The organism is Streptomyces sp. NPDC048057 (genome assembly GCF_040653095.1).
Taxonomy (GTDB): Bacteria; Actinomycetota; Actinomycetes; order Streptomycetales; family Streptomycetaceae; genus Streptomyces.
The window spans coordinates 142,371-161,237 of record NZ_JBEZNF010000018.1 but is presented as its reverse complement, the minus strand read 5'-3'; the positions used below and the strand labels follow the sequence as shown (position 1 = coordinate 161,237).

Genomic DNA, 18,867 nt, shown 5'->3' with positions numbered 1-18,867 from the left:
CCGGAGCACTGCACTGATGCGAGAGCAGTGCTCCGGGACAAGAGCACCGCGCCGCTACGGGAACGGCGCACCCGCTCAAGAGCAGCGCACTGGTAAAAGAGCAGTGCCCCCGTGGCGGAGCACCGCACTGGTGCGAGAGCAGCGCACCGTTCCCAGAACACCGCTCCCGCGCGAGAACACCGCACCGAACCGAGAGCAGTGCTCCCCTCTGAGAGTGGGGCTCCCACCCGAGAGCAGCGCTCCCTACCGTCCCAGCGCCGCCATCGCCGCGTTGTGGCCCGGCACTCCGCTCACGCCGCCGCCGCGGACCGCGCCCGCGCCGCACAGCAGCACGTTCGCGTGCGCCGTCTCCACGCCCCACCGCCCGGTGTCCTCGGTCGCGTACGGGAACGACAGGTCGCGGTGGAAGATGTGCCCGCCGGGCAGCCCGAGTTCCCGGTCCAGGTCGAGCGGCGTCTTCGCCTCGATGCACGGTTCGCCGTGCGCGTCCACGGCAAGCAGGTCCGCGATCGGCACCTCCAGGTGCGCGTCGAGTTCGGCGAGGGTCGCCGCGAGCAGTTCGGCCCGCGTCCGGTCGTTGTCGGCGGCGAACAGCCGGGCCGGGGTGTGCAGCCCGAAGAGGGTCAGGGTCTGGTACCCGCGGGCCACCAGGTCGGGCGCGAGGATCGTCGAATCCGTCAGCGAGTGGCAGTAGATCTCCGACGGGGGTGCGCTCGGCAGCCGGCCCGCGGACGCCTCCCGGTACGCTCGCGCCAGCTGCCCGTACCCCTCGGAGACGTGGAAGGTGCCGGCGAACGCCTCGCGCGGGTCGACGGAGCGGTCCCGCAGCCGCGGCAGCGTGCGCAGCAGCATGTTCACCTTGAACTGCGCGCCCTCGACCGGCGCGGGCGGTGCCTCGCCCAGCAACCGGGCCAACTCCCGCGGCGCGGCGTTCACCAGCACCCGGCGGGCGGCGACCGTGCCCTCGCTCCCCTCGTGCGCGTATCCCACCTCGGCGTTCGTGCCGTCGGTGTCGATCCGCACCGCCTCGTGGCCGGTGACGATCTCGGCGCCCGCGGCGCGGGCCGCGGCGGCGAGGGCGTCGGTGAGCGCGCCCATCCCGCCCACGGGCACGTTCCAGTCGCCGGTGCCGCCGCCGATGACGTGGTAGAGGAAGCAGCGGTTCTGCACGAGGCCCGGGTCGTGGGCGTCGGCGAAGGTGCCGATCAGGGCGTCGGTGAGCACGACGCCGCGCACCAGGTCGTGCTGGAACCGGGCCTCGATCGCCCGGCCGACGGGTTCCTCGAACAGCGTCCGCCACGCGGCCCGGTCGTCGACCCGGGCCCGTAGCTCCTCGCGCGTCGGCAGCGGCTCGGTCAGGGTCGGGAAGACGCGCCGGGCGACCTCGCCCGTCAGCGCGGAGAACTCCCGCCAGGCCGCGTACTCGGCGTCGCCCCCGGTGAGGGCGGCGAAGGACTCCTCGGTGCGGCCGGCGCCGACGAGGAGTCCGCCCGTGCCGTACGGGGTGTAGGAGGACACGGTCCGCCGGCGGACGGCGAAGTCCAGGCCGAGTTCGTCCACGATCTTCCGCGGCAGCAGGGAGACCAGATAGGAGTAGCGCGACAGGCGGGCGTCGACCCCGGCGAACGGGCGGGTGGAGACGGCCGCCCCGCCGACCGCGCCGGCGCGCTCCAGCACCAGGACCGAGCGGCCCGCCCGGGCCAGGTAGGCGGCGGCGACCAGGCCGTTGTGGCCGCCGCCGACGATGACGGCGTCGTACGAGGTGAGTGCGGGCATGACCGGACACTAACCGCTGCCGTCCCCGCCGCGACACCCGTGCGTGACCCGTGTCCGGGGCCTTCCCGCGGGCCGCACCCGGTCAGCGGCGGCGCAGGTCAGCGTCCCCGGGTGCTGCGGCGTTCACGCAGGGCCGCGACGCGTCGGTACAGCTCCACGGCGTCGGAGTGCCGGCCGAGTTGTTCCAGGCAGTGCGCTTCGTCGTTGCGGCTGGCGAGCGCTTCGGGGTGGTCGATGCCGAGGACGCGTTCGCGGGCGGCGGCGACCTCCCGGTACACCGTCAGGGCGTCGGGCCAGCGGCCGAGCCAGCCGAGACCGACGGCGACCTCGCGGCGGCTGATGAGGGTATCGGGGTGGTCGGGGCCGAGGACGCTCTGACGCACCGCGCTGACCTCACGCGCCTCCTCCAGTGCCTCCTCCCAACGGCCCAGCCTGCCGAGGTTCACCCCGAGCCCGTGGCGGGCGCGCAGCGTCTCGGGGTCGTTCGCGCCGTGCAGCCGGGTGCGGTCGGCGACCAGGGAGCGGTACAGCTCCACGGCCTGGGTGCCGTGCCCGAGCCGGCCAAGTCCGATGCCGACCTCGTGGCGGGCGGCCAGGGTGTCCGGGTGGTCGGGGCCCAGCGCCCGGGCACGCGCTTCGGCGACCTCCCGGTAGGTGCTCAGCGCTTCCGGCCAGCGCCCCAACTGACCGAGCGCGTACGCCACTTCGTAACGGGTGACCAAGGTGTCGGGGTGGTCGGCGCCGAGCACCCGGGTGCGGGCCGCGGCCACCTCGCAGGCCAGCGTGAACGAGTCCTCCAACCGGCCCAGCCGGCTCAGGTTGAAGGCGAGACTGTGGCGGCAGGCGAGGGTGTCGGGGTGGTCGGGGCCCATGGTGCGTTCACGGGCGGCGAGGACCGCGGCGTACGCGTCGTGCGCTTCGAAGTGCCGGCCGAGCTGTCCGAGGACGTACGCCGTCTCCTGACGGGCCGCCAGCGTGTCCGGGTGGTCGGGGCCCAGGGCGCGCTCACGGCCCTGGGCCACCCGGCGGAACTCGCGCAGCGCGTCGTCGGCGCGCCCGGTGCGGCTGAGGGTGAGGCCGACCTCGTACCGGCTGGCGAGGGTGTCGGGATGGTCGGGGCCGAGGGCGTGTTCGCGTTCGGCGGCCACCGCGCGGTGGACTTCGCCCGCCTCCTCCCAGCGGCCGAGCCGGGCGAGGCTGAGGCCGGCGCTGTGCCGGCTGGCGAGCACGGCCAGCGCCTCCGGCGAGGGCGTGGGGCGTTCGGGCCGGGACGTGGCCGGCGCGAGGTCGGCGCCGCGCGGCGCGGCGCCGGTGGTCCACTCGCCGGTGAGCCCCGCGGTGTGGTCGGGCACCACCGGGCGCAGCGCGGTCGCGGTCGCCTGGTGCCCGCCGGTCATCCGGCGGCCCCATGCCGGCAGCGCGGCGGGCGCCCGCGTGCCGGGCCGGCCGGTCGCCGCGGCGGCGGACGACGCCAGGGCGGGCTGGTCCTGCGTCATGCGCCGGCGCAGCTCGGTGGCGTTTGACGGCCGGCCGTCGGGCGTCTTGGCCAGCAGGTCGAGCACGGTCCGCTCGACGTGGTCGGGGATGTCGGCCCGGTGGACGCTCAGCGGCTGGGGAACGGTGTCGCGGTGGCCCACCAGGACGGCCCAGGCGTCCTCGTGGTCGAACGGCGGCACGCCGGTGGCCAGTTCGTACAGCACGCAGCCGAGGGAGTACAGGTCGCTGCGGTGGTCGACCTGGCCGCCGCCGATCTGCTCCGGCGACATGTAGTGCGGGGTGCCCATGGCGATGCCGGTGCTGGTGAGGCGGGAGGTGAGGCCGATGTTCTCGCCGAGGCGGGCGATGCCGAAGTCACAGATCTTCACCGTGCCGTCGACGAGCCGCATGATGTTCGCCGGCTTCAGGTCGCGGTGCACGATGCCGCGTTCATGGGTGTACGCGAGGGCGTCCGCGACCTGGACGGCGATGTCGACGACCTCGTCGACCGGCAGGGGCCGCTGTTCGTTCTCGTCCAGGAGCTGGCTGAGGTTGTGGCCCTGGAGCAGCTCCATGACCAGGTAGAGCACCCCGTCGTACTCGCCGAAGTCATGGACGACGGTGACCCCGCGGTGTTGGAGCGCGGCGGCGACCCGGGCTTCTCGACGGAACCGTTCTTGCAGTACGGCGGAGAAGGAGGCGTCGTGGTCCTGGCCGATGGGCTTGAGGCACTTGACCGCGACGCGTCGCCCCAGCGATTCGTCGACGGCGCTCCACACCTCGCCCATGCCGCCGCGCCCGATCAGGTCCAGCAGCCGGTACCGGCTCTGGATCAGCCTGCTCTCCGCCATCTTGCGCCGTCGCCCCCGTCGCCGTGCCCCGTCCTCCCCGCACCGTCCAGTATGGGGCCGTGGCCGTGGAGTTTGTACGGGGTGGGTCCGGCGTGTGGTCATGGACGGGCAATCGGGCGCCGAATGCGGCGCCGTGCGGTCGCGGGGCGGCGCTGTCAGCGCCGTGGCCGACCCGCGACCGCGGGTGGGATCAGACGCCCCAGCGCAGGGCGATGGTGTCGCCGACGTTCACGACCTTCTCGCGGGCCGCGCCCGCGTACGCGGCCCCGTCGACGCTGGCCTTCCAGATGGACGAGCCGCTGTTCGCCTTGCCGTTGAGCGAGGTGATCGGGCCGCTGCCGGACGAGGGGGTGACGCCGGTGACGCAGCCGGCCGGCACCGCCGCCGCGCTCGCGGCTGCCAGCACGTCCCCGAGGGTGGTGGTGGCACCGGTCGGGGTGAAGGGCACCGAGCAGACCTTCAGCCCGCCGGCGCCGTCGTCGACGCTGAGCGCCACTTCGGTCGCGGTCCCGGCGGTGAAGGAGCTCGCGCCCACCCACCGCGGGGCGCCGGCCGTCGTCGGGGTGGGCGGGGCGGCGGTGAACCCGCCGCCCGCGACCGCCCGCAGCGCGTCGATGGAGGAGTACGCCGAGGGTGCGGTGTCGGTGGGCAGGTAGCGGAAGCCGCCGCCCGGCTTGAACTGCTGGGCGATCAGGAAGTCGACCGGCGTCTTGCTGGTGAGGAAGTCCCCGGTCTGCGGGTTGATGCCGCAGGCGTGCAGCCCGGAGACGGCCCAGCCGTTGGAGTTGGTGTTCTGTCCGAACATCGCGTTGAAGGCGCCCGATGCGGCGTCGAGCTTGTTCTTCAAAAAGGTCCTGGCCTGGACGACGTCCGGGTCCGTGTTGGGGACGCCGGCCGCGCAGAGCGCGGCCATCGACGCACCGGTCATGTCGACGTCCCCGGGCGCCGCCAGCCGCGCCGGGTCGCCTTCTGCCTTCTGGTAGTCCCAGCCGCCGTCGTCGTGCTGGTTGGCCCGGATGCGGGTGACGACCGCGTCCAGCAGGGCCTGCGGCACGCGCTGCGCACCGGACTGGGTTCTCGCCCCACCGAGCGCGAGGCCCGCGAACACGGTCCCGTTGTACGTCGCCGAGGGGCCGAAGTAGCCCGGCTCGGCGCTCTGCCAGAAGCCGTAGACGTCGGCGATGAGGTTGCGGGACTCCGAGACCCGGGCCGGGTCGATGCCGGCGGCGTACGCATTGAGGACGCCGCGCTCGTAGTCCGTGACGCGGGGGGAGGCGGAGGGCCAGCCGGGGGTGGTCAGCAGGTTGCGGTACACGGTCCGGGCGTTCTTGCTGGCGTCGCCGCCCGGGGTGACGTCCACCGCGGCGGTGCCGGCCGCGGCGAAGGCGCTGAAGGCCCACTCGTTCGACAGGCCGGAGCCCGCGTACGAACCGTCCGCGGCTTGGAGGGACTTCAGATACGTCACGCCGATCGCCTTCGACGCGGCTATCTGCGCGGGCGTCGAAGTGGCCGACGCGGGCGACGCGCCCAGCGCGAGGGCGCCCGCGACCGCCGGCGCGGTGACGAGGAGGCGCAGCCGCCGCGGGCGGCGCGCTGCGGGGATCGAGTACGGGACATGGCCTGCTCCTGGGGTGGGGGACGCCGACCGGTCCCGCCCCTGCCCGGCCGCGGTGCTTGCGGGGACCGGGGCCGCGGAGAAGACGGTGGGGCCGCCGTCCGAACGCGAGGTAACGGCTTCCTGGGTGGTGCGTGCCGCACGGGCATTCGGACTCGGTACGGCCCTCGGCCGTCCCACACCGCTGCGCGTCAGTTCCGGACTCCCACCGGATTCCCCCGTGTGACAGCCCTGGACGCTACCCGAGCGCCAACTGGCGCGCCAGCAGGCCGCCTTGCGGGGATCGAGGGGGATCCACAGCGGGTGACCAGCGCCGTGCGGGGGCATCTTGACGCTCACTTCGGCCACGTGTTCCAATCCGGCTGATACACGCTCACGTCCAGGGGAAGCCGGTCGAATCCCGGCGCTGACCCGCAACCGTGGACCCGTCCGAGGACGGGTGAGCCGGACTGCCTGGAGTGGGTGCACAGCGAGAAGCGCCGTCGCGGACTACGGCGTGGTCGACCGGTCGTCCCGCGGTGCGTCCTGCCCGTGGACCCCGCCCCGCCACGCCCCGGTCCGCCCGGACGACACGAGGGGTCGCGGTGGCAGGGACGGGACGCACAGACGGGTTCAGATCCGGGCCGAGGGCCCTGCTGCCGCTGGTGGTGGCGGTGCTGACGTGCTGCGCGAGCGCGGTGTTCGCCGTTGCGCCCGCCGCCGTCGCCGCCCCTTCGGACACCGTGGTTGCCGGCGAACCGCTGGATGCGTGCACCCCCGCCAAGGGCTCCGTCGTCGCGGTCGACTTCGGCCGTTTCCGGGGACCCGTCCAGCGCGGTTGCGCGACCGGGGCGAAGACCGGCTACGAACTGCTCCGGCAGGGCGGGTTCACCACCGCCGGCACCGACCACGACGGCCCGGGCTTCATCTGCCGCATCGGCCACCCCGAGGTCGCCGCCGGGAAGCAGTACCCCGCCCCGGAGCAGGAGAAGTGCCAGCACACCCCGCCCGCGTCGGCGTACTGGTCGTACTGGGTCGCCGCCCCGACCGACAAGGAGTGGCGCTACAGCCAGTACGGCGCGATGGGGAGGCAGTTGAAGCCCGGCGACGTGGACGCGTGGGTCTTCGGCGCCACCGAGATCGGCGGCAGCGGCGGCAAGCCGTCCTTCACGCCCGATCAGGTGCGCGCCGGCGCCGGACCGGGCGAGGTGCGGGCCAAGGCCGCCGCGGACTGGTTCCGGAGCCGGCTCACCGACGGGGAGCGGATCGTCGACCCCGCGAACGAAGGCCCGGGCACCCCCAACTACCTGCTGACCACGGAGGCGGCGTACGCGCTGGCCGCGGGCAGCGGCAAGAGCGCCGCGCTCGACAAGGTGACGGCCTACCTGCGCGCCCGTACCACCGATTACGCCTACCGGGACGGGAAGGACGCCGCTCCGGACGCGATCGCGGCGGCCCGGCTCGCCCTGCTGGCGCAGGTCGTCGGCGAGGACCCGCGCGACTTCGGCGGCCACGACCTCGTCGGTGACCTGGTCGACAACGTGTGCGCGACGGATCCGGACCCGGCCCGCCCCACCCCCGGCTGCACCGCCCGGGGCGACTTCCGCCACGCCTCGTCCGCCGAAGGGCAGTCGCTGGCCGTGCTGGCGGTGCTGCGCGCCGGGGTGCGGCCACCGGCCGACGCGGTGACCCGGTTGACCCAACTCGCCTGCGCCGACGGCGGCTTCACCAGCCTGTTGATCGCGCCCGGGGAGCTGTGCGACGGCGAACCGCACGCCACGGGCCTGGTGACGTTGGCGCTCCGCCAGGCGGGGGGCCACGACGCCGACGTGGCCCGGGCGCGCACGTACCTCACCGGGCAGCAGCGCAGCGACGGCGCGTTCCCCGTCTACACGGGCGCGCCGAACGCGAGCACGGTGGCCACCGCATACGCGGCGCAGGCCCTGCGGGCCCTCGGGGACGCGGCGCGCGCCGACGCCGCGGTCGCTTGGCTCGCGGGCAAGCAGTTCTCCCTCGGCGGCTTCGGGTTCGACGAGGAGGCGAGCGAGGCGTCCGCGTACGCGACGGCGCCCGCCGTGCTCGCGGGACAGGACACCGACCTGCTGACCCTCGTGGTCAAGAAGCCGGACACGCCCGGGCCCGGGCCTGGACCTGGCCCGGGTCCAGGGCCAGGCCCCGGGCCCGGGCCCGGTGACGGCGACCCGGGCGAGGGGCCTGACCTGAAGAAGGGCGTGGCATACCTCACCCACGCCGACCGGCTGGTGCGTGGCCGCTACTACACCTCGGGTCCCGCTTCGCCGCGTGCCGACTTCGGCCTCACCATCGACGGTGCGTACGCGCTGGCGGCCACCGGCCTGAACAACGCCAAGCTGCGCGGGATCGTCGACTTCCTGGACCGCGGAGGCAAGGACGGCGAGGGCCGGGCGGTGCACGACTGGACCGGCGCGGGCGGTCGACAGGCCGTGGGCGGCGCCCTCGCCAAGACGGCGGTCCTCGCCCAGGTCGTGGAGCGCGACCCGCGCAACTTCGGCGGTCGTGATCTGATCGCCGCCCTGGGCAAGGCCGTCTGCAAGACCCCGAGCCCGGGCGCGGACCGCTCGTGCCCCGCCAAGGGCGCCTACACCCACGCGCCGTCCGTCTTCGGCCAGTCCCTGGGCGTCATCGCCCAACTGCGGGCGGGCGAGCGGGCCGCGGCGGCGGCCCCGGTGGCGTATCTGCTCTCCCTCCAACACCCGTCGGGCGCCTGGCCGAGCCTGGTCCCGCCGACCGGTGATGCGGACGTCGACTCCACCGCGATCGCCGCGATGGCCCTGGACCTGGTCGGCGGGGCAAAGGCGGACGCGGCCGTCGACCGGGCGCTGACTTGGATCGCGAGCAAGCAACTGCCGGACGGCGGTTTCCCCGGCGCCGCCGGCACCTCCACCAACTCCGCGGCACTCGCCGTCCAGGGCCTGTCCCTCGACGCCGGCGCGCACCGCGAACGGATCTCCCGCGCCCGGGCGTTCCTCGCCGCGCAGCAGAACCCGGACGGCGGATTCGACGTGGCCAAGGAGGGCCAGCGCGGCTCGGACGTACGGGCCTCCACCCAGGCCGTCGGCGGCACCACCGGGATCTCCTTCGGCACGCTCACCCGCAGCCTGGACGGGACCTCGCCGCAGCCGGACCCCGGCCCGGACCAGGGCCAGGACCCGAAGGTGCCCGACATCGTCACTCCGGTGGACCCCACTGGCGGCCCGGACGCCCACGGCGACTCCCACGGCGGCCGGCTCGCGTCCACCGGTGCCCCCGTCCTGTGGCTGGTGGCGACGGCTACCGCTCTGGTGCTCGTCGGACTGCTCGCCGCCGTCGTCACCCGCCGCAGGCGGGCGGCGCCCGGGAAGGGGCACGTCCTGTGATGCCCCGGACCGTACGGGCCGTGGCGCACGCGGTGGCCGCGCTCGCGCTGCTCGGCGCGGCCCTCGGAGCGTCGGCCGCCCCCGTCGCGGCGGCGCCCCAGCCGATGGGGCGCTGCACGACCTCGTCGGGCGTGGTGCTCGCGGTGGACTTCAGCCGCTGGGGCGGCCCGATCTACCGGTCCTGCGGGACCACCCCCACCACGGGTCACGAACTGCTCAACCAGGGCGGTTGGCGCACCACGGGCACCGGACACGACGGCCCGGCGTTCATCTGCCGGATCGGCTACAGCGGGCACAAGGGGGGCAGGCAGTTCCCGCCGCCGGAGCAGGAGGACTGCATCCTGACCCCGCCCGCCTCAGCCTACTGGTCGTACTGGCACGCGGACCCGGGGAAGAACACCTGGGAGTACAGCCAGTTGGGCGCGATGCTGTACGAGCCGAAGCCCGGCAGCGTCGATCTGTGGATCTTCGGCGGCACCGACGTCGGGGGCACCAAGGGGCGGCCCAAGGTCACCCCGGACCAACTGCGCGCCCGCAACACCGCCCCGACCGGCGGTGGCACGGCCGCGGCACCGCCGCGGTCCACCGAGCGGGCCGCCCCGCCGCCACCCGGCACGGACACTGGTCCCGCGCCCACCCGTACGGCGCCCCCGTCCGCGCCGGCATCGCCGCCGCCGACGTCCCGGTCGTCCTCGTCGTCGAGCCCCACCGCCTCCCCCTCGGCCACCGCGCCGTCGCCGTCCGATGGCACCACGCCCGGTGCGCTGGCGGGGCCGAGCAGTGGTCCGAGGGTGGTGGACGCGGCGCCCGCGGCCGACGCCGAGCACGACTCGGGCTCGATCGTCCCGGTGCTCGCCACGGTGGGGCTGGTCGCGGCGCTCGGCGCGGCGGCCGTGATCACGGCCAGACGGCGCCGCCGTGCCCGGTAGCAAGGACCGTTCGACGTCCCGTACCACCGCACTCGCCACCGACCCGTCCGCCGCTTCGTCGGCGTCCCCCGGTTTGAGCGGCCGGCGGCTGCCGCGCACCCTGCACCCGTTGGCGTGGTGGCTGTGGGCGCTGGCCCTGGCCACCGCGGTCAGCCGCACCAACAACCCGCTGCTGCTCTTCCTCGTCCTCGCCGTCCTCGGGTACGTGGTCACCGCGCGCCGCACCGAGGCGCCGTGGGCGCGTGGCTTCCACTACTACCTGTGGCTGGCGCTGGTCGTGGTCGCGATCCGGGTCGTCTTCCGGGCGGTGTTCGCCACCGGCATCACCCCCGACGACACGTTCCTGTTCTCGCTGCCGCACATCCCCACGCCCGACTGGTACGCGGGCATCCGGATCGGCGGTCCGGTCTCCTTGGAGGCGCTGCTGTCGGCGGCGACGGAGGGCCTGCGGCTGGCCTGCATGCTGTGCTGCATCGGTGCGGCGAACACCCTCGCCAACCCCAAGCGGGCGCTGCGGGTGCTGCCGGGCGCGCTGTACGAGTTGGGCGTCGCCGTGACCGTCTCCATCAGCGTCGCCCCGCAGTTGGTGCAGAGCGTGCGCCGGGTGCACCGGGCCCGTCGGCTGCGCGCCGGCCGCACCAAGGGCCTGCGGGCCCTGCGCGGCATCGTGGTGCCGGTCCTGGAGGACGCGTTGGAGCGCTCGCTGCGGCTGGCCGCGGCGATGGACTCGCGCGGCTACGGCCGGGCGGGCTCGGCCACCCGTGCGTCCCGCCGTCTGACGGGCGCGCTGATGCTGCTCGGGATGTGCGGCCTGTGCGCGGGGGCGTACGGGCTGTTGGACGCGACCGCGCCGCGCTGGCTCGGGCTGCCGGCGATGGCCGCGGGCGGCGTGCTGTGCGTGGCGGGGCTGCGGCTGGGCGGGCGGCGGGTCACCCGTACCGTCTACCGTCCCGACCCCTGGCGGTTCGCCGAGTGGGCGGTCGCCGGGTGCGGGGTGCTCTCCGCCGTCCTGCTGTTCGCCGGCACCGGCTTCGACGCGGCGCAGCTCAACCCCACCTTCCACCCGCTGAGTTGGCCCGCGCTGCCGCCGGTGCCGGCGGGCGCGATCCTGCTGGCGGGCGCCGCCGGCTTCCTCGCGCCGCCTCCCACGGCGCCCGCTCCCCTGCCCGCCCCGCCCGGCGAACGCGTTGCCGCGCGGCGTACCGAGGACGCCCTGTGATCACCTTCGACCAGGTCAGCGTGGTCTACGACGATGCGGCCGAGCCCGTGCTCCGCGAGGTGGACGTCACCGTCGAGGAGGGGGAGCTGTGTCTGGTGACCGGCCGCACCGGAGTCGGCAAGTCGACGCTGCTGGGCGCGGTCAACGGGCTCGTGCCGCACTTCACCGGCGGCACCCTCCACGGCCGGGTCACCGTCGACGGCCGCGACACGGCCCACCATCCGCCGCGGGAGCTCGCCGACGTGGTGGGGGTGGTCGGCCAGGACCCGTTGGACGGCTTCGTCACCGACACGGTGGAGGAGGAGTTGGCGTATGCGATGGAGCAGTTGGCCGTGCCGCCCGCCACGATGCGCAAGCGCGTCGAGGAGACCCTGGACCTGCTCGGCCTCGCGGAGTTGCGCCACCGCGCCCTGTACGAGCTCTCCGGCGGGCAGCAGCAGCGCGTCGCCATCGGGTCGGTGCTCACCGCGCACCCCCGGGTGCTGGTCCTCGACGAGCCGACGTCGGCGCTGGATCCGGCGGCGGCCGAGGAGGTGCTGGCGGCCGTCACCCGGCTGGTGCACGACCTGGGGGTGACCGTGCTGATCGCCGAGCACCGGTTGGAACGGGTCGTGCAGTACGCCGACCGGGTACTGCACCTGCCGGGGAACGGGCGGGTCGTGGCCGGGGAGCCGGCGGAGGTGTTCCGCACCTCGACGATCGCGCCGCCGGTGGTGGAGTTGGGGCGGACGGCGGGCTGGGCGCCACTGCCGCTGTCGATCCGGGACGCCCGGCGTGCGGCGCGCCCCTTGCGGAAGCGGCTGGCCGGCACTCCCCCGCCGCCCGCGCGTGAGCGCCCCGTGCCCGGCGCCGCGTTGCTGACGGCGCGCGGCGTCACCGTGGCGTACCGCGGCGTCCCGGCCGTACGGGAGGTGTCGCTGTCCCTGCGCGGCGGCGAGGTCACCGCGTTGATGGGCCGCAACGGCTCCGGCAAGTCGTCCCTGCTGTGGGCGCTCCAGGGCTCGGGCCCGCGCCGGACCGGCTCGGTGCGCGTCGAGGGCCACGGCGCCTGCGGCGATCCGCAGAAGCTGCCGGCGGACCGGGCCCGTCGACTGGTGGGCCTGGTGCCGCAGACCCCGACCGACCTGCTGTACCTGGAGAGCGTCGACCAGGAACTCGCCCAGGCCGACCGGGAGTCCGCACCGGACGGCGACGGTCCGCGAACCGCGGCGCGGGCCGTCCTCGACCGGCTCGCGCCCGGTGTCGACGGCGCCACCCACCCCCGCGACCTGTCCGAGGGCCAGAAGCTGGCGCTGGTGCTGGCGATCCAACTGGCCGCGGCGCCCCGGGTGCTCCTGCTGGACGAGCCGACGCGCGGCCTCGACTACGGCGCGAAGGAGCAGCTGATCGGCATCGTCGACGCGCTGGCCGCGGAGGGCCGTTCGGTGGTGATCGCCACCCACGACGTGGAGTTCGTGGCCCGGGCGGCGGACCGGGTGGTGGTGATGGCCGAGGGCGACGTGGTCGCCGACGGCCCGACGGAGGAGGTCGTCGTCGCGTCGCCCGTCTTCGCGCCCCAAGTGGCGAAGGTCGTCGCCCCGCTGCCGTACCTCACGGTGCGCCAGGTGGCGTCCGCGCTGGCGGATCCGGCCGAGGTCGCCGAGGGGAGCCGGCCGTGAGCGCCCGTACGCCGCACGCCATCCGCATCGGGCCGCGCGCCGGCGTCGTCATCGCGCTCGCGGCCTTCGTCGGACTGGTCGCCTTCTTCTGGCCGTTCGTCGTCGCACCGGGCGCCTTCGCCTCCCACTACGCCCCGCCGCTGATCTTCGGCTCGCTGCTGGTCCTCGTCCTGTGCGTGGTGATCTCGGAGATCGCCGAGGGCGGCATCAACTCCAAGGCGCTCGCCATGCTGGGCGTGCTCTCCGCGGTGAACGCCGCCCTGCGCCCGCTGGGCGCGGGCACCGCGGGCGTGGAGACGGTCTTCTTCGTCCTCGTCCTCGCGGGCCGGGTGTACGGCCCCGGGTTCGGCTTCACCCTCGGCTGCACGTCCCTGTTCGCCTCGGCCCTGATCACCGGCGGGGTGGGCCCCTGGATGCCGTACCAGATGTTCGGCTGCGCCTTCGTGGGGATGCTCGCCGGCCTCCTCCCCCGGGCGTCGGGCCGCCGGGAGGTACTGCTGCTGGCCGGGTACGGCTCGCTCTCCGGCTTCCTCTTCGGCTTCCTGCTCAACCTCTCCTTCTGGCCCTTCTCCGTCGATCCGGGCAGTTCCATCGCCTACCTCCCCGGCCTGCCGTTCACCGAGCAGTGGCAGCGCTACCTCGCCTTCGACCTGGCGACCTCGCTGGGCTGGGACACCGGCCGCGCGGTCACCAACTTCGTCTGCATCCTCCTCGCGGGCCCCGCGGTCCTCACGGTCCTGCGCCGCGCGGCGCGCAAGGCCCGCTTCGAGGCCCCGGTGAGGTTCGCACCGGGGCCGCGGACGGGGCGCGCGGACGAGTCCGGCGGGTGACCGCGCGCCGCCCGGCCGCGTCAGCGGCGGACCCGTGGCATGCCCAAGCCGATCCACGCGATGATCTCCCGTTGGATCTCGTTGTTCCCGCCGCCGAAGGTGAAGATGACCGCGGAGCGGTAGCCGCGCTCCAGGTCGCCGTGGAGGGCCGTGCCCGGGGAGCCCTCCTTGAGGGGGCCCGTGGCGGAGAGGACTTCCAGGAGCCAGGCGTAGGCGTCGCGGCGGGCCTCGGAGCCGTACACCTTGACGGCCGAGGCGTCTTGGGGGGTGAGGGTGCCGTGCTGGACGGCGCTGACCATCTGCCAGTTCAGGAGCTTCATGGCGTCGAGCCGGGCGTGGGTGCGGGCGAGGCGGGTGCGGACCCAGCCCAGGTCGAGGACGCGGCGGCCGTCGGCCAGCTTCGTCGCCGCGGCCCAGCGTTGGACGTCGGCCAGGGCGCGGACGGCCATCGTGCCGTGGGCGGCGAGGGTGACGCGTTCGTGGTTGAGCTGGTTGGTGATCAGGCGCCAGCCCTTGTTCTCGGGGCCCACGCGGTGCGTGGCGGGCACCCGGACGTCCTCGTAGTAGCTGGCGGTGGTGGAGTGGGAGGCGAGGGTGTTGATGACGGTGCAGGAGTAGCCGGGGTCGGCGGTCGGCACCAGCAGGATGGTGATGCCCTTGTGCGGCGGGGCGTCGGGGTCGGTGCGCACGGCGAGCCAGACCCAGTCGGCGGTGTCGCCGTTGGTGGTCCAGATCTTCTGGCCGTTGACGGTGTACGTGCCGGTGTCCGGGTCGCCTTCGCGCACGGCGCGGGTGGCCAGGGCCGCGAGGTCGGTGCCGGCGCCGGGTTCGCTGTAGCCGATGGCGAAGTCGATCTCGCCGCGGAGGATCCGCGGCAGGAAGTACGCCTTCTGTTCGGCGGTGCCGAACTGCATGATCGTCGGGCCGACGGTGTTCAGCGCCATCAGCGGCAGCGGGACGCCGGCTTGGGCCGCTTCGTCGAAGAAGACGAACTGTTCGGCGGCGCCGAGGCCGCGTCCGCCGTACTCGGTGGGCCAGCCGACCCCGAGCCAGCCGTCCGCGCCGAGGCGGCGCACGGTGGTGCGGTAGAAGCGCTTCTGTGCGGCGGGGTCGGCGTGGCGCGCCGGGGCGCCGTCGGGGACGAGTTCGGCGAAGTAGGCGCGCAACTCGGCGCGCAGCCGCTGCTGTTCGGGCGTGTGGGCGAGGTGCACGGCCCCTCCTGGGTCTCGGTCCGTCCCGGGCGCGGCGCACACGGTAGAACGCGTTGCAGGAATCCGGAAGGGGCGTGGCCCTCCGCGCTCGGGGCGTCAGTGCGCGGCGAGGCCGGGGGCGCCCCAGACGGGGAACCACCGGGACAGGTCCTTCTCCATCCGTAGGTCGTCCGCGAGCAGCGCCCTGACCTGGAGTTCCAGGGCGTTGTCCCGGCGTTCGGCGGCGCCGGGCACGGGCGCGAAGGGGTAGAACGTGCCCCGTTTGTACAGATAGACGAGGGCCAGAGGTCGATCGTCGCCCGGTCCGTCGGTGAAGGCGACCAGGGAGCAGAGCAGTTGGGGTCCGAAGCCGCCGTCCTCCAGCAGGGTGTTGACCGCGTGCAGGTCGTTCACCAGGGCCGCGGTGTCGTCCGCGGGCCGGGTGACGAGCACCCAGGTGTAGCCGTAGGCGTCCTGGCTGAAGGTGACGGGGGCGCTGCGCCCGGAGTCGGCGTCGAGGAGTTCTCCGACGTCCTGTTGGATGCGGCCGAACGCTCCGCCCTCGGTGGTGGCGAAGCACACGGAGCCGGCGCCGGTCGGGGTGAAGCCGGCGCCCGCCTGGAGGGTGATCGCGGCCGACGGCAGCCCGAAGAGCTGGTCGAGGTCGGGGCGGACGGGCTTGCTGCGGCCGAGGATGACGTCGAGGAATCTCAACGGAAGTCCCCCGTTCGACGGTGCGGGCGGCGCACGGGTCGTACGCCGGTCACGGGTCGCATGCCGGTCACGGGCGGGCGAGCTGGGCGCTGATCGCGGCGAGTTGCTCCAGGCGCTGCTCCAGCGTCGGGTGCGAGGAGAGCAGCCGGCCCAGGCTCTCCCGGGAGGAGAAGGCCGGGGCGAACCAGAAGGCGTTGTACGGCTCGGCCTTGCGCAGGTCCTGCGTCGGGATGCGGGCCATCTCTCCGGTCACCTTGGTGAGCGCGGACGCGAGCGCGGAGGGGCGGCCGGTCAGCAGCGCCGCGGCGCGGTCGGCCGACAGCTCCCGGTAGCGCGACAGCAGCCGGGTGAGCAGGAAGCTGATCACGTAGACGGCCGCGCTGACCAGGGGGATCAGGGCGACGGCGAGGGCGGTGTTGCTGTTGCTGCGCCCGGCGCGCCCCAGTCCGCCGTACAGACTGACGCGCACCATGATCCCGGCGAGCACGCCGAGGAAGGAGGCGATCGTCATCACCGCGACGTCGCGGTGGGCGACGTGGGACAGCTCGTGGGCGAGGACGCCCTCCAGCTCCTCCGGCTCCAGGCGTCTGAGCAGGCCCGTGGTCACGCACACCAGCGCCGTCTTCTCGTTGCGGCCGGTGGCGAAGGCGTTCGGCACGTCGCTGTCCGTGATGGCCACCCGCGGTTTGGACATGTTCGCCAGCGCGCAGACCCGGTCGACGGCGCCGTGGAGCTGGGGCGCCTCCTCGGGGGTGACCTCCCGGGCGCCCATGCCGTACGCGGCGATGCGGTCGCTGAACCAGAACTGGGCGATGAACAGGGCGCCCGCGATCAGCAGGATCAGCGGCCACGCGCCGCGCAGCAGCGCGAGCAGCACGCCCACGAAGACGACGTACAACAGCCCGATCAGGAACATCGTCGTCACCATGCGGGTGGTGAGTCCCTGGTCCGGTGCGTAGCGGGACCGAGGCCGCCTGGCCATCTGATCACCTCCGGCGTGTCCCCCGTCGCGCGCTCGTTGCCGTCCTTGGTCGTCGTGGTCCTCTGGCTCCCCTCTCTCGATTGTGCTCCTTCAGGGCAGTGGGCGGAGCAGCAGCAGCGCGGTGTCGTCGCCGCGCTGGTCGGCGGCGGCGCGGTCCATCAGGGCGTCGGCGACGTCCTCCAGGCAGCCCTCGGCCGCGGCCAGTCGTCCGGCCAGCTCAGCCAGCCCCTCGTCGAGGTCGGTCCCGGGCTGCTCGATGAGTCCGTCCGTGTACAGGGCCAGTACGGAGCCCGGGGCGAGCGGTACGCGCGTGACGGGGTACACCGCGTCACCCGCCACGCCGAGCAGCGGCCCGCCGGGCAGCTCCAGGGCCCGCACCCGGCCGTCGGGCTCCCGCAGCAGCGGCTGGGGATGGCCGGCGCGGGCGACCAGGGCGCTGCGGACGGGCAGGTCCAGGTGGAGGTAGGCGCAGCTGGCGAGCAGTTCGGCGTCGAGGTCGATGAGCAGCCGGTTGGTGCTCGCCATGACCTGGCCGGGCCCCTGGCCCACCGCGCTGTAGGCGCGCACGGCCGTGCGGACCTGGCCCATCAGCCCGGCCGCGGTCGCGTTGTGGCCCTGGACGTCGCCGATGACGGCGCCGGCGGTGGTGTCGCCGAGCCGGACGAGGTCGTAGAAGTCACCGCCGATGTCCATGCCGTGGGTGCCGGGGAGGTAGCGGGCGGCGGCCTCCAGGCCCTCGATGGCGGGCAGCGAGCTCGGCAGCAGCGCGGCCTGGAGCCCTTGGGCGAGGCGGTGCTTGGCGTCGTAGAGCCGGGCCCGTTCCAGGGCCTGGGCGACGAGGCCGCCGAGGCTGGTGAGCACGGCGCGCTCCTCGGGCGGGAAGCGGTGTTCGTGCGCGTAGCCGAGGACGCAGGTGCCGACGGGGCTTCCGGAGGCGATGAGCGGGAGGTACGCCCAGGAGGCCATGCCGTCGGGGGTGGCGTAGCGGGCCGGGTAGACGCGTTCCAACTCGGCCCGGGACTCGAAGAAGGAGGGCACTCCGGTGGAGAGGATCTGTGCCCCGGGGATCTGGGCGCTCAGCGGGGTGCCGTCCCAGCGGTTGACGACCCGGGGGTCGCGGTAGCCGCGCTGGCCGAGCACCCGCAGCCGGCCGTTCTCGGCGCCGAGCATGGCCAGGGCGTCGCTGCCGAGCGTGGGCATGATGACGTCGGCGACGGTCTCGATGACGTCCTCGACGCCGACGGACTTGGTGAGCGCGCCGGCGAGGCTGAGGATGTGGGAGATCGACACCAGGCTGCCGTGCTGCTCGCCCGCGGCGCTGGGGGCCGGCCCGGGCACCGCGGTACGGGCCTGGGTGATGTGGACGCTGACCCCGCTGCGCCCGGGGTGCAGCCGGAAGGCCAGCCACTCCTGAGGGGGCCGCAGCACCGTGAAGGACGTGGTGCGCTGGCTCAGCATGGCGGCACGGTAGCGGTCCTCGTACACCGGGTCGTCCAGCCAGGGCAGCGCGCTCCACAGCCGTCGGCCCATGAGGCGGCTGACGGGGACGCCGAGGAGCCGGCCGGTGGCGGGGGTGGCGTACACGACGCGGCCCTCCACGTCGAGGGCGCACAGCCCGTCGGGCATCCGCGCCAGCATCCGCACGGCCTCCTCCGCGGCGCCGGTGCGGGCCATGACCATGGGTTCGGCCTCGACGGGCCCGCCGTCCGCGACGACGGAGACGCCCGCCGCGGCGGCTTCGCCGAGGCGGCGGGCCATGCGGTCGCAGGCCGCGAGCAGTTCGGTGCGCTCCGGCGGCAGCAGCACCGGCGGGTGGGAGCCGGGCCAGGTGACGTACACCGCTCCGTACGTGGTGTCGTCGTGGACGACGGGCACCGCGGCCAGGCAGTACGGGTACGGCAGGACGACGGCGATCCTCGGGTAGCGGCGGGCCATCTCCTCCTCGCTGCTGATCCACACCAGGCGGCTCTCCCGCACCGCGTCGGCGACCGGCATCTGCGCGCCGAGCGGCACCCGCTCCCAGGGCGCCGAGAACGACCGGGGCAGCCCGGCCTTCACCACCATCTCCAGCACCTGGGCGTCGGGCGACAGCAGGTACACCGCGCCGGAGTGCGCCCCGATGCCGGCCATCACGTCGGTGAGCGCCCGGGCGAGCGGGGGTCGGGCGCTTTGGCCCTCCCCGTCCGTGGCCACGGCTCTGGGTGCGCGTGGACCGCCCACGGTGCACCACCTCCTCCGTGACGCTCATGACCA

Annotated in this window: 12 protein-coding genes and 2 riboswitches; of the genes, 5 read left to right on the top strand and 7 right to left on the bottom strand. The window is 74.5% G+C overall.

The genetic code is table 11. The features are described from left to right. Window positions 1-243: 243 nt before the first annotated feature. The 3 genes from AB0E05_RS22260 to AB0E05_RS22250 all read right to left on the bottom strand — a co-directional run bounded on the left by AB0E05_RS22260 (window position 244) and on the right by AB0E05_RS22250 (window position 5,679). Window positions 244-1,776 carry an NAD(P)/FAD-dependent oxidoreductase gene (locus AB0E05_RS22260; RefSeq protein WP_361966067.1) on the bottom strand — a complete coding sequence of 511 codons (1,533 nt, stop codon included), beginning with the start codon at window positions 1,774-1,776 and terminating at the stop codon, window positions 244-246. Between the two features lie 98 nt (window positions 1,777-1,874). Next, entirely contained in the window at window positions 1,875-4,103 is a 2,229-nt protein-coding gene (locus tag AB0E05_RS22255; protein ID WP_361966065.1) for a serine/threonine-protein kinase, read from the bottom strand. 190 nt (window positions 4,104-4,293) lie between these two features. After that, the gene (locus AB0E05_RS22250) at window positions 4,294-5,679 is read right to left on the bottom strand and encodes a prenyltransferase/squalene oxidase repeat-containing protein (RefSeq protein WP_361966143.1); all 1,386 of its coding nucleotides are present in this window, start codon (window positions 5,677-5,679) and stop codon (window positions 4,294-4,296) included. A gap of 182 nt (window positions 5,680-5,861) precedes the next feature. Then, a riboswitch (cobalamin riboswitch) is annotated at window positions 5,862-5,937 on the bottom strand. A gap of 123 nt (window positions 5,938-6,060) precedes the next feature. After that, window positions 6,061-6,190: riboswitch (cobalamin riboswitch) on the top strand. A gap of 205 nt (window positions 6,191-6,395) precedes the next feature. Here AB0E05_RS22250 and AB0E05_RS22245 point away from each other — a divergent pair. The 5 genes from AB0E05_RS22245 (at window position 6,396) to AB0E05_RS22225 (ending at window position 13,728) form a co-directional block, all read left to right on the top strand. Next, window positions 6,396-9,092, top strand: coding sequence for a prenyltransferase/squalene oxidase repeat-containing protein (locus AB0E05_RS22245; protein ID WP_361966141.1), 2,697 nt, complete (start codon window positions 6,396-6,398; stop codon window positions 9,090-9,092). Next, window positions 9,092-10,021, top strand: a complete 930-nt coding sequence (locus AB0E05_RS22240; protein WP_361966063.1) for a hypothetical protein — start codon at window positions 9,092-9,094, stop codon at window positions 10,019-10,021. The genes AB0E05_RS22245 and AB0E05_RS22240 overlap by 1 nt, the downstream gene beginning before the upstream one ends. A gap of 73 nt (window positions 10,022-10,094) precedes the next feature. Then, window positions 10,095-11,240 carry a CbiQ family ECF transporter T component gene (locus AB0E05_RS22235; protein ID WP_361966139.1) on the top strand — a complete coding sequence of 382 codons (1,146 nt, stop codon included), beginning with the start codon at window positions 10,095-10,097 and terminating at the stop codon, window positions 11,238-11,240. Next, window positions 11,237-12,898, top strand: a complete 1,662-nt coding sequence (locus AB0E05_RS22230; protein ID WP_361966061.1) for an ATP-binding cassette domain-containing protein — start codon at window positions 11,237-11,239, stop codon at window positions 12,896-12,898. Before AB0E05_RS22235 ends, AB0E05_RS22230 begins: the two co-directional genes overlap by 4 nt. Beyond that, window positions 12,895-13,728 (top strand): ECF transporter S component, encoded by an 834-nt coding sequence (locus AB0E05_RS22225; protein ID WP_361966059.1) that lies wholly within the window; start codon window positions 12,895-12,897, stop codon window positions 13,726-13,728. The genes AB0E05_RS22230 and AB0E05_RS22225 overlap by 4 nt, the downstream gene beginning before the upstream one ends. Window positions 13,729-13,748: 20 nt before the next feature. Here AB0E05_RS22225 and AB0E05_RS22220 read toward each other — a convergent pair whose 3' ends face one another. The 4 genes from AB0E05_RS22220 to AB0E05_RS22205 form a co-directional block, all read right to left on the bottom strand. Further along, a complete protein-coding gene (locus tag AB0E05_RS22220) occupies window positions 13,749-14,939 on the bottom strand; it encodes an acyl-CoA dehydrogenase family protein (protein WP_361966057.1) in 1,191 nt (396 codons plus the stop codon). 96 nt (window positions 14,940-15,035) lie between these two features. After that, window positions 15,036-15,632, bottom strand: a complete 597-nt coding sequence (locus tag AB0E05_RS22215; protein WP_361966055.1) for a hypothetical protein — start codon at window positions 15,630-15,632, stop codon at window positions 15,036-15,038. Window positions 15,633-15,699: 67 nt separating this feature from the next. Next, window positions 15,700-16,614, bottom strand: a complete 915-nt coding sequence (htpX, locus tag AB0E05_RS22210; protein WP_361966053.1) for a zinc metalloprotease HtpX — start codon at window positions 16,612-16,614, stop codon at window positions 15,700-15,702. Window positions 16,615-16,704: 90 nt separating this feature from the next. Next, a complete protein-coding gene (locus AB0E05_RS22205; protein WP_361966051.1) occupies window positions 16,705-18,834 on the bottom strand; it encodes a SpoIIE family protein phosphatase in 2,130 nt (709 codons plus the stop codon). Window positions 18,835-18,867 lie beyond the last annotated feature (33 nt).

Bases quoted from the DNA above. Each gene is read 5' to 3' on its own strand.
- AB0E05_RS22240 (WP_361966063.1), top strand. From the start codon at position 9,092: ATGCCCCGGACCGTACGGGCCGTGGCGCACGCGGTGGCCGCGCTCGCG.
- AB0E05_RS22260 (WP_361966067.1), bottom strand. From the start codon at position 1,776: ATGCCCGCACTCACCTCGTACGACGCCGTCATCGTCGGCGGCGGCCAC.
- AB0E05_RS22255 (WP_361966065.1), bottom strand. From the start codon at position 4,103: ATGGCGGAGAGCAGGCTGATCCAGAGCCGGTACCGGCTGCTGGACCTG.
- htpX (WP_361966053.1), bottom strand. From the start codon at position 16,614: ATGGCCAGGCGGCCTCGGTCCCGCTACGCACCGGACCAGGGACTCACC.